The sequence below is a fragment of the Pseudomonas sp. WC1 genome (genome assembly GCF_050586565.1).
In the GTDB taxonomy this organism is placed as follows: domain Bacteria; phylum Pseudomonadota; class Gammaproteobacteria; order Pseudomonadales; family Pseudomonadaceae; genus Aquipseudomonas.
The window spans coordinates 1-528 of sequence record NZ_JBOBDQ010000140.1; the positions used below are offsets into that span (position 1 = coordinate 1).

Sequence of the window (528 nt, forward strand, 5' to 3'; positions counted from 1 at the left end):
CATCGGTACCGGCAACTTTACCGGGGTTGGCAATGCCAGCGACAACATCATCACCGGTGGCAGTGGCAACGACGTGATGCGTGGTGGCGCCGGTGCCGACCGCTTCATCGGTGGCGCGGGCAACGATACCGTGTCGTATACCGATGCCGGTGCCGGTATCACCCTGAACTTCAAGACTGGCGTGCACACCGGCATCGCCGCCGGCGATACCTTCGACAGCATCGAGCTGTTCCAGGGTTCGAACTACGCCGATACCTTCATCAGCGACGCTCGTGCGCAAACCTTCGAGGGCGGTCTTAACGACACGATGGACTATTCGCTGTCCGAGCAGGCAGTGACCATCACGATCGACAACACCGGTGGCAAGGGGCAGGGTGGTGACGCCGAGGGTGACAAGTTCACGGGCATGTACAGTGTCATCGGCAGCAGCCAGAACGACACCTTCATCATGCAGGCGACAGGTTCGAGCAAGAGCTTTGCCGGTGGTGCCGGTAACGATACCTATTACCTGTACAACACCGCTGGCGT

Annotated in this window: 1 protein-coding gene; it reads left to right on the plus strand. The window is 60.0% G+C overall.

Annotation, left to right across the window (positions count from 1 at the left end):
- Positions 1-528 (plus strand): calcium-binding protein (locus ACQ4OD_RS26390; protein ID WP_430945231.1); only part of this gene is annotated, 528 nt, incomplete at both ends.